The 10,540-nt window shown below is 47.4% G+C and carries 7 protein-coding genes; 3 read left to right on the forward strand and 4 right to left on the reverse strand.

Going from position 1 to position 10,540, the window contains the following annotated elements; all coding sequences use genetic code 11:
- Positions 1 to 4: 4 nt before the first annotated feature.
- A complete protein-coding gene (locus WCK19_RS15635; RefSeq protein ID WP_342398328.1) occupies positions 5 to 2,506 on the reverse strand; it encodes a mannose-1-phosphate guanyltransferase in 2,502 nt (833 codons plus the stop codon).
- A 237-nt stretch (positions 2,507 to 2,743) separates the two neighbouring features.
- Here WCK19_RS15635 and WCK19_RS15640 point away from each other — a divergent pair, with 237 nt between their 5' ends.
- Together WCK19_RS15640 and WCK19_RS15645 are read left to right on the forward strand one after the other, a co-directional pair.
- The gene (locus WCK19_RS15640) at positions 2,744 to 3,952 is read left to right on the forward strand and encodes a histidine kinase (protein ID WP_342398329.1); all 1,209 of its coding nucleotides are present in this window, start codon (positions 2,744 to 2,746) and stop codon (positions 3,950 to 3,952) included.
- Between the two features lie 5 nt (positions 3,953 to 3,957).
- Complete coding sequence (locus WCK19_RS15645; protein WP_342398330.1) at positions 3,958 to 4,710, forward strand: LytTR family DNA-binding domain-containing protein; 753 nt, start codon at positions 3,958 to 3,960, stop codon at positions 4,708 to 4,710.
- Between the two features lie 141 nt (positions 4,711 to 4,851).
- Here WCK19_RS15645 and WCK19_RS15650 read toward each other — a convergent pair whose 3' ends face one another.
- From WCK19_RS15650 to WCK19_RS15660, 3 genes are all read right to left on the reverse strand, one after another.
- Complete coding sequence (locus WCK19_RS15650; RefSeq protein ID WP_342398331.1) at positions 4,852 to 5,109, reverse strand: hypothetical protein; 258 nt, start codon at positions 5,107 to 5,109, stop codon at positions 4,852 to 4,854.
- 60 nt (positions 5,110 to 5,169) lie between these two features.
- Entirely contained in the window at positions 5,170 to 5,454 is a 285-nt protein-coding gene (locus tag WCK19_RS15655) for a hypothetical protein (protein WP_342398332.1), read from the reverse strand.
- Positions 5,455 to 6,071: 617 nt separating this feature from the next.
- On the reverse strand, positions 6,072 to 8,915 hold the full coding sequence (locus tag WCK19_RS15660; RefSeq protein WP_342398333.1) for a DNA translocase FtsK: 2,844 nt from the start codon (positions 8,913 to 8,915) through the stop codon (positions 6,072 to 6,074).
- A 531-nt stretch (positions 8,916 to 9,446) separates the two neighbouring features.
- Between WCK19_RS15660 and WCK19_RS15665 the strand changes: the two genes are divergently transcribed.
- Positions 9,447 to 10,540, forward strand: a 1,094-nt coding sequence (locus tag WCK19_RS15665) for a hypothetical protein (RefSeq protein WP_342398334.1), incomplete at its 3' end; no start/stop codon positions are given.

The raw sequence follows: 10,540 nt of genomic DNA on the forward strand, positions 1-10,540 counted from the left end.
AGCCTTAATGTTGCAAATTGTTTACTACGGTAGCATATTTATCAACCAATTGTTGAGCTTGCTCATAAGAATGGGACTCTGCTTGAATATGGAAAAGAGGGCGATCGGGGTCAGGCAAAATTAATACCCACTCATCCCCCAAATTGATACGAATCCCATCAACCTGACGCACATTCGAGTTCTGGTATTTTTCATTCAGCAAGCGCATAACCCTGCCTTTATCTTCCCAGCGGCAGGTTACTTTAGAACGTACCTGTGTATAAGCCGGCAAATTGTTAATGACTTCACCGATACGCGCTTCTTGCCTAACGGTTAGTTCAATGATTTTAGCAATTGCGAACATACCGTCTGCTGCCGGTTGAAATTCTGGGAAAATGAAACTACCTTCACCATCTCCCACTAAGATAACGCCATTACGGGTAGCGGCTTGCATTTGAGCAAAAGAATTTGCTCTAGTGCGAATTACTTCCCCATTGTGTTCTGCGGCGATTCGCTCAATAATGCTAGGCGCGGTTACGGGTATCGCAATAATACCGCCGCTGTTGGCTTTTAACATTAGCTTGGCTACGGCTGCCAGCAATTGCATCGGGGGGATTTGATTTCCTCGCCCATCCACCGCAAAAATCTTTTCCCCGCCGGTATCAATTTTCACTCCAAAATCGGCATCGAGTGTATTAGTAATAACCCCCAATCGGCGCATATCTTGTTGGAATTGTTCGGGGGTGCGGAACAATTTTGTTTCGTCCACCGCCGCATTCAGGGCTACCACATCACAGCCCATTTTATCAAGAATTGTAGGCAAGATAGTTGAGGTGTTGGAAGAGCTATAATCTACTACCAGCCTACGCCCGCGCATTTGTATATTAGTTGGCAAAGAGTTGATTTTCTTCAAAAAATCGAGGCTGTAATGTTCGGAAGGATTGGGTAAGTATTCGATTCGCCCAATATCATCGGTATAAACCCGCCGGAAATCTTCGCGAAAGAAGATAATCTCTACCTTGCGCTCAACCCCCTTATCAATATCTATTCCGCGTTTGTCCATAAAGCGAATATCTATGGTGCGGTTGTCCACAGGCGAAAGGCGCACGTGTACACCGCCTAAGACATGTTCCGATATGCGGGTGATATACCGGGCTACCGGAATTGGACAGCTTCCGAGGTCGGCGACATTAATTCCCGCGCTCGGCAAACCGCTCAAGAGGGCGCGTTTAATCATACGGGGGGTGTGATGCGCTTCTCGATTTACTGTAACCACGCTGCCTCTAGGCAAAATCGCGCCATAGGATGCGCCCAGCCTTGCCGCAAATTCTGGGGTTATATCTACGTTCACCAATCCGGTAACGCCAAAACGCCCGAATAATACGCGCCGCCCCTGATTACCCCAAATGATGCTGGTATTTACTTTCGCGCCACGCTCGATTTCTTTGGAGGGCCAAATCTTTACATTTGGCTGTATAACGGCATTTTCACCTACGATTGTGTTATCGCCAACTACCGCCCCTTCAAAAATCATTGCGCGGCTTTTAATAGTAACTTGCCGCCCTATCATGCAGCCGCGTAGTTCGGCGCGTTCTCCAATATAGCTGTTGCGCCAGATAATGCTGCGGTCAATATTGGCGCGGGCTTCAACCATACACTGGTCACGGATAACGGTGGGTCCTCTTATAATTGCGCCGGGCTGTATTTTTACGCCGCTACCGAGATAAATGGGTCCGTATAGTTGGGCGGTAGGGGCTATTACCACATCGTCTTCTACCCAAATCCCGCCGCCTAGATGCTTTCCGGTGAGGGTAACGTTAACTCGTCCTTCCAGCAAATCGGCAGTGCTACGCATATAATCGGCGATACTGCCCACATCTGACCAATAGCCTTCCGCCACGTATCCGTAAACGGGCTGGCTTTTCTCCAGCAGCATCGGGAAAAGCTGTTGGCTAAAATCAAAGGTTACGTTTTTTTCGTAATATTTGAATATTTCAGGTTCAAGAATGTAAATGCCGGTATTAACCGTATCCGAGAAAACTTCACCCCAACTTGGTTTTTCCTGCATCTGCCGTATTCGCCCATCGGCATCGGTAATAATTACCCCATACTCAAGCGGGTTTGCCACTCTGGTTAGGGTTAGGGTCGCCACTGCCTTATGTTCTTTATGGAATTTAATTATTTCTTCGAGGTTAAAATCGGTGAGGGCATCCCCGCTTATTACTATAAAAGTATCGGTGAGCATCTCTTCTGCCAGTTTAACGCTCCCGGCAGTACCTAGAGGAATTTCTTCAATAGAATACTTTATATTGCAGCCGATTGACCTGCCATCGCCTAAATCATCTTGAATCACATCTGCCATATATTGCAGCGTTACAATGATGTCGGTAATACCATGTTTTTTCAGCAAGTTAATGATGTGCCGTAGTACCGATTGATTGGCAATTGGCACCATTGGCTTTGGGCGACCAACCGTTAGAGGGCGCAAGCGAGAGCCTTCACCGCCCGCCATCACCACCGCTTTCATTTTTGGCTGCCCTTCCACTTTCCAGTTCTAAGGTTAAAGTCAACTTTCACTATTGATGCTTATTGTAACAGACCGATTCACTTACACGCAACAGCCTTGCGCTTTAACTCTGTGGATTGGTAACACAAGCCAAAGAGGGCGCAGCTTGTCGCAACACGGAGGTTGCTCCTGCCAATCCGAACTATATTGAACCTACCAAATATAAGGATTATAATCAAAAACAAAGGGGGTTAATCAATGGCAATTGTGCAAGGGCAAGATTGGTTGCATGACTCCGGTTTCTCCGATTTTAATAGCCTATCCAGACCAGACTGGAAGCAAAAAACAATAGAGCTTTTGCAACGAATAAGCTTTGCTGCTCGTCTTTTCAATAACGGCATGAGCCTGAATTCGGCGGAGGCGTTGGCTGGCGAGCTTTACAAAGCTGCTAACTTTGCCGCCGTTGCAATAACCGAGCGACAAACCACGCTGGCTTACATCGGAACATCACGCAAGGGGGAATCACCTCATTTAGAGCATTTCTGCCCGGCAGTACGCCTCTGCCTAGAAACCGGAAAAGCCCAAACCTGCCGCCACAACACCGAAGACTACCTATTGTGCAATTGTTGGAATAATATCACGCGTGAAGAAAAGCAAGATTCGCAGTTCCCACAATGGCTGGTAGCAATTCCGCTTGAAAATGAAGCGGAAGTCTTAGGCGCACTTTTAATCTTTGGCAGTGAACTTTTACCGATACAGCCTAGCAACCTTGATTTGGCGCGATGGGCAGCACAAGAGGTAAATCTTAATCTGGAGATAAGCCGTTTGCGCGGTTCAGCAGGGCAGTTAGCCGAAGCCGAGTTAAAAGCCTTACGCGCCCAGATTTCACCGCACTTTCTTTTCAATACTCTGAATACAATCGCGGCTTTGGTGCGCGTGGATGCCGAACGCGCCCGCGAATTGATTGTTGATTTTGCCAGTTTCTTCCGGCGCACCCTGCGGCAACACGGCGAATTTGTATTACTTTCTGAGGAATTGGATTATGTAAAGCACTATCTAAGGCTGGAACAAGTACGCTTTGGCGCTAATATTCGGGTAAAATACGACATCGGGACAGGCACCGAGAAGGTGGTGGTTCCGGTGCTAACGGTGCAACCGCTGGTGGAAAACGCCATAAATCACGGGCTTGCCCCCAAGATTGGCGGAGGCGCTATTAAAATCCAAACCCGTACCTTAGCTGACGGAGATGTGCTTATTGAGGTGAGCGATAACGGCGTGGGTATGGAAGAAACCACACTAGCAAAAGTGTTGAAGCCAGAACATAGTGAAGGGTTGGGCATGGCGCTTAGCAATATTAATGAGCGCTTGCAAAAATTATTCGGCTCCGAATACAACCTGAAGATTGAGAGCCAGCCGGGTAAAGGCGCTACAGTAAGTTTTAGAGTACCTCGTGTAAAAAGAGTTTAGCAACGATGCCAAAACGACTAAAAATTTTAATCGTGGATGATGAACAATTAGCGCGAGCAGACCTCCAGTATATGTTAAAAAAGATGCCGGAGGTGGAATCAGTTTCAGAGTGTACCAATGCAACCGAAGCGTTGGAATTGCTAAATGGCGCTGTGCTTGACGCGCTCTTTCTTGATATTGAGATGCCCGGCTTGAACGGGCTGAAGGCAGTTAAAATTATTAACCAACTACAAAACCCGCCCTTGATTGTTTTCGTAACTGCCTATGATGAGCATGCCGCCAAAGCCTTTGAATTAAACGCGGTTGATTATTTGGTAAAGCCCTACAGCGAAAAACGGTTGGCGCAGGCGATTACAAAAATCCAGAAAGCGCAGAGCAGCGGAGCAGTTAATTTTACACAGGAAGAACAAGCCAATAAAGCGCATTTCAAGAAAATTCCTGTGCAAAAAGACGAGGGGGTTTTGCTGATAAACCTTGCGGATGTGCGCTATATCGTGGCTTATGATGACAGGGTTTTCGTCAATACGCTGAACGAGCAATTCCTATGCCGCTTCTCTTTAGCAGAGCTAGAGCAGCGGTTAAATACACAGGGCTTTGTACGCATCCATCGCAGCTATATTGCCAATTTGCAATATATTGTGGAGTTGCAGCCCTTCTTCAATGGAACCTACAACCTGATTATTGACGATAAGAAACATACTATTCTGCCCGTCAGTCGCTCGCGAATCAAGTTGTTGCGTTCGCTCATTGAGGTTTGAAAGCACCCTTTTCTTTTAATTCGGGATGGTAGAATTAACAAACCATTTCAAAGATTTTTGTTATTCATGGAGAGCCTACGGGCAACGCCACCACCAAACGCACACTATGTCGCGCTGCCCCGCTCATTTTAATTAATGCCGCTAAATTTCTTTCTTTACCCTTTTATTTAGCCAGTCCATAGCCATTACTAAGCCATCTTCCTTACCGGGTTCGCTACTGATATAAAAATAATAGCAACGCCCTGCCAATTTTTTACCGGGTACACTAAAATCTTGCGAACGGACACAATAAGGAAGCAAGCCAGAGGCAACAGCGCGGTCAAGCGCTATAATTTCTGCATTACTCCAACCGGTTATTGAAAATTTCCGGTTGTCACCAGTGTTACTTAATAATTCCAATTAGACCTCTTTTTCTACTAAAGTGATTATTTATTGCAATTAAAGAATCTTTGCGGTTCTTTATTCTTCCGGTAATTTCTTTGACCGATAAATTCTTAAGCAACTGGTTAAAGCTGCTACTCCGTTGATTTTAACACCGGAGGCTACTCGCAAATAACTCCAGTCGCTCTCACTATAATTGGACTGTACCAATTGCTCAAAATTCAGCAATTGTTCTTCTTCCGACTTGCTTAAGGAAATCACCACACCCTCTAGTAATAAACGGTCTGCTAGGGCAAGGCAGGTTCTTAAAATACTGGAGGCTTTAACCAACGAGTTCCGTATTTTAGGTTCTATTTCGCTCATAACACTTTTCCTCAGAATTGCTATAATTAGCGTTTGTTAGTACAAAATGCTAATCGAATTGTTTTTTTCATAGTTTGAACTGGCGCTGGTCATAAATTTGTTATCATTAAACCCTAATTTTTTGAATAAGGTACGGTACCTACCTGAATAAGCCTGTACAGTAACGCTACCAGCAGCGTTATCCCTCTTCCAAACTATCCCGGTGCGCTCAGATACCGCCGGATTTTTATTATCAAGAACGAAATTGCAAATTATAAATAAGGTTTGATTTATGGCTGAGACTGAATAAAACAACCCTAACTTGAAAGAAAAATCAGAAGACACAGAAAAGGGGCTAAAGATTTTAAATCCAGAATAGATTTAAGTGGAAAAACAGTGAAATGTATTTTGCAATTACCTGATAAAAATATATACTTCACCTATCTTACATATTATAGCGCCCTTTTCAATTCAATACAAACCCGAACCCCACCGCTGTTGCAAGATGTTGCAAGAAAGGAATTGTCCCCTATAAAACGGTTCTCAAAGAGGTTTGGGCAAGGGCGCGAGGGCGGTTCGCGATGCGCCCTCTTTGTTTGGGTAAATTCGGGCGTTCGGGGCGTTCTGTGAGAGCCGCTTTATAGCGGTAAATCCTCATCGTCTTCATCGTAGGGTTTTGGTTCGGGCGGTTTAGCGGGTTTGGCTCGTCTTTCTAGTCGCACTTCATTAACTTTGGCTTGCGCGTTTAATGCTGGAGAGACATCTTTATAGGCTGTGGGAGTAGCGACAGAAGGGGCGTTATCGCTTGGGGCGGTAGGTTTGGGAGGCATCGGGGTAAAGAAGCTGGCAGCCGCGGTTAGCGAGGTTGGTTCTAGCAAATCTTCTTCTTCCAGCAACACCGGGCGCGGTTTGTTGCCTTCGGAATGCCCGATTACTCCGGCTTGCTCTAGCTGTTCAATCAAACGAGCGGCGCGGTTATAGCCCACCCGTAAACGGCGTTGCAAAAGTGAGATTGAGGCGTTACGAGATTCGCGCACTAGCTGTAAAGCCTGTTCAAACAATGCGTCATTATCCTCGCTATCATCATCGCGGTCTGGTTCGACTGTGTTTAGCTCACCTGACCACAATTGTTCTTGCACAAAGTTTTTGGCTTCACCCTCTAGGAAAGTGGCTTGTTGGTCCCAGAATTTTACCAGCGTATCAATTTCTTCATCGCTGACAAACACCCCTTGCACCCGGATAGGCTTAGGCGCATCGCTTGGGAGGTACAGCATATCGCCCCGACCAAGCAACTTTTCTGCGCCTGACACGTCCAGAATTACCCGGCTATCGGTTTGCGAGGTAACGGCAAAGGTGATGCGAGTGGGAAAGTTCGCCTTAATCAACCCGGTTACAACGTCCACCGAAGGGCGTTGCGTGGCGAGAATCAGATGAATGCCAACGGCGCGGGCTTTTTGGGCAAGACGGCAGATACTCGACTCGGCTTCTTCGGGCGCAACCATCATCAAATCTGCCAGTTCATCTATAATCAGTACGAGGAAAGGCAATTTCTCCCAATCGTTACCGACTCCAACCGCTTTGTTATAGCTGTCAATATTGCGATGCCCTGCCAGCGAAAGGCGTTTATAGCGCTTTTCCATTTCGCGGATAGTCCACTTCAACACGCTCATGACGGTTGGGATGCGCGGTTCGCCATTGCGGGCGCGGTCTCGCTCTTTCTCCGGGTCAGCCTCAATTTGAATGACTACCGGGAAAGCCAAATGCGGGATGCCGTTGTAGGTGCTGAGTTCCACCATTTTAGGGTCAACCATAATGAACTTGAGTTCATCTGGGCGATATTGGAACAGCATAGCAGCAATAATCGAGTTGATACACACCGATTTACCGCTACCTGTCGCCCCGGCAATCAAAAGGTGGGGCATTTTGGCAAGGTCGGCGACCATCGGTTGCCCTGCCACATCGCGCCCCAACGCAATTTTAAGTTTGCCGCCCCTTTTATTGAAATCTTCCGACTCCATTATTTCTTTCATGCCAACGGTAGCAATTTTCAGGTTGGGTACTTCTACGCCCACGCGCTGCTGACCGGGTACGGGCGCTTCTATGCGGATGGCTGGCGCGGCTAAAGACAAAGCAAGGTCGTTAGAAAGGGCAGTAATGCGAGCGACTTTAACCCCAAAACCGGGTTCAAGCGCAAATTGGGTGACGGTGGGACCGGTATTTACCTCGCGCACATAAGCTTCAACCCCAAAACTGGAGAGTGTTTCCTCGATTTTCTTGGCTTTCTTAAGCAAGTCTTTTTCGTTTACCTCTATGCCGGAGAAATTTGCCAGCATATCAAGCTCAGGCAAACGCCATTCGCGGCGGGGCAGTTCGGCAGGCGCGGGGGAATCTTCGCGCTTCCAGTTCTGGGCGACTACCGGCTTTTTATCGGTTGGCGCGGCGGCATTATTCGGGACAAGATGCGCTCCGAATATAGAAGGGGTAATTTCAGTTGGCACATTATTACGATTGCCGATTTTGGCAGAATTGGGCGGCAACAAAAGACTATCCAGCAAAGCATCTTCTTCTAGTTTGCCCTCTTCGCGGTTTACTACGTAGCTACGGTTTGTCAAGTGCGGGTTAATTATAGTTGAATCCATCTCTATATTAAGTTCACCCGGTTCTTCTGTTTGGCGTGGGTCTGGGGTTGTTGTACCTTGTATAATCTGCCAAAGCTGACGGATGGATACGTTAAAAGCGATAATCAAGCCTACTATAAATAACGCCACCAACAATAAAAATGCGCCAATGCCCTGTAACATCCCGGCGAGAAAACCGCTGGAGTAGTAACCGATATAGCCGCCGCCGCCGCCCTTTTCTGCCAAATCTTTAGGGTTGGCATCTAATAGGTGGAGTAGCAGCACAAAGGCAAGAATCGAGAGAACTCCCCCTAACAAGCGCGTTTGATTAATAAATTCTCGCCGCTTTAAGCCTTCCCAAAAGAAGGTTACGCCTATAAAAGCCATCCATACGGGAATCAGGTAGGAAGCAAGCCCGAAAATGCGCTTAACTGCCATGCCCGCATCCGCAATCAAGCCCTTTTGCGAGAATAGCCCGAAGAAAAAGATTAGGGCAAATACTATTAGTAAGATGCCGTAGATTTCCTGACGCGCTCCGGGCGCAATCGCCGGCAATTTGTCATCCCGATGAAAGCTAGTCGGTTGAGTTTTGGGGGTGCGCTTGCGTGGGGCAGGCACAGAGGAATTACCCTGTGCTTGCATCTGTTCAGGCGCGGCGCGAGTGGGGGCAAGCGTAAGTTGAGCGGCTGAGGCGTTTCCTGCCATCCGCTTGCTACGTTTATTCTCTTTAGGCGCTTCCGCCACCGGGGCGGTTGGGTCTAGGGGTTGTACATTTATAACCGGTTCAAAGCTTTCGAGTTTACTCTTGCGTGGTGAGCGAGAGGCGGCGGCTTCGGTTGTCCCGGCAGATTCTTTCTTAGCCATAGGGCGTATCCTGACTTTGTCGGGTAAAGTCCGATAACTACATTTAAGTTGTCATAAATGATGTTAGCATTTTAGTTCGTTGTCGTCAAGATTAGAAAAGCTCCCTCCCATTTTGGATTGCCGATTTTGGATTGAAGCCCTCTCGCCAACACCAAGAGAATTAACCCGTAGGGGCGCTGGAGTCGCCCTTCTTTGATTGCCACCAATCCTATGAGACTTGCGCCACCGAACGAGGGCGATTCAAGCTTCGCCCTTCACGATTTTTATTCACTAAATGTTTGCTATATTCAATTGGATAATTTACCACCTTTCTATAATAATCAGTCTAATTATAATAAGCAAATTAAGTGAAATGATTAAATTATTTTAATAAACCTAGCGTTATACAGTTCCCAAAAAAGCCATTCATTTTGTAACTGTATCACCTGCTTAATTTGGTGGGCTACAGGGTAGTAGTAGTAAAGTATCATCAGAAAACCAAACGGCGCTGTTTGAAAGGGAAAATTAAGTAGTCAAGGGAAGGAATCAGTAATGGTTAATCAAAACAGTGTAGTAACAAAATGGAAGAAAAAAAGTATTCCAGCACGATTGCTGGCAGCGTTGGCGGCTATCGCCCTGCTGCTTTCTGCAAACCTATTCTCGGCACAGGCGGTGGATAACTGCAACTTGACGGCGCTGACAACTATCGTTGGCACAGGCGGTACGCTCGATTTTAACTGCGCCACCGATACCACCCTCACCCTAACTGGAACTCAAACCGTTGATGCAGGTCTGATTGTGACTCTGACCAACACGGGCGCTGGCAAGGTGACTATCAGCGGGGACAACCAGTACCAGATTTTCGCTGTCATCGGTACTGCCGAACTGTCCCTTACCAATCTAACTCTGAGCAATGGCAGCGCTAGTAAAAACGGCGGGGCTATTTTTAATAGGGGCGCGGTCACGATAACTGATTCCACCTTGTCCAACAATACTACTGTTTGGGGCGGCGGGGCTATTTATAACAACCCCGACAGCACGCTCACGATAATCAATTCCAGCCTGTATGGCAATACCTCCAAGGAGGTTGGTGGGGCTATTTTTAATAGCGGCGGCGCGGTCACGATAACCGATTCCAGCCTGTATAACAATACCTCCAGTAGTCTTTCTGGTGAACCGGGAGGCGGTGCTGTTTTTAGCGGCGGTACTAGCACGCTCACGATAACCAATTCCAGCTTGTATGACAATACCACTAATTGGAGCGGCGGAGCTATTTTGAACAACAGCGGCAGCACGCTCACGATAACCAATTCCAGCCTGTATGGCAATAACGCCAGTGGCGGTAACGGCGGGGCTATTGCTAACTACGGCAACGCGACTGTGCGTAATGCCACCTTCCTTGATAACACTATTTCTGATAAGGGCAGTGGCGGAACCATCTACAACTACCTTGAAGAGACGTTCGATATAAAGAACAGCCTGTTGCAGGGTAGCAACATTTGTAACGGCATCATCACCGATGGGGGCTATAACCTAGAGGTGGGCGCAGTGGGCAGCTACAGTTGTGATTTCCTCAGCGCCCGCGGCAGTTTTACCGCCACCGATGCGATGCTTGGCGCTCCCGGCGATAACGGCGGACCAACCCC

Origin of the sequence: Candidatus Chlorohelix sp. (genome assembly GCF_037138995.1) — a bacterium.
Lineage (GTDB): Bacteria > Chloroflexota > Chloroflexia > Chloroheliales > Chloroheliaceae > Chlorohelix.

Excerpts from the sequence above, each read along its gene's own strand:
- WCK19_RS15635 (WP_342398328.1), bottom strand. The coding sequence starts at position 2,506 with ATGAAAGCGGTGGTGATGGCGGGCGGTGAAGGCTCTCGCTTGCGCCCT.
- WCK19_RS15640 (WP_342398329.1), top strand. The coding sequence starts at position 2,744 with ATGGCAATTGTGCAAGGGCAAGATTGGTTGCATGACTCCGGTTTCTCC.
- WCK19_RS15655 (WP_342398332.1), bottom strand. The coding sequence starts at position 5,454 with ATGAGCGAAATAGAACCTAAAATACGGAACTCGTTGGTTAAAGCCTCC.
- WCK19_RS15645 (WP_342398330.1), top strand. The coding sequence starts at position 3,958 with ATGCCAAAACGACTAAAAATTTTAATCGTGGATGATGAACAATTAGCG.
- WCK19_RS15660 (WP_342398333.1), bottom strand. The coding sequence starts at position 8,915 with ATGGCTAAGAAAGAATCTGCCGGGACAACCGAAGCCGCCGCCTCTCGC.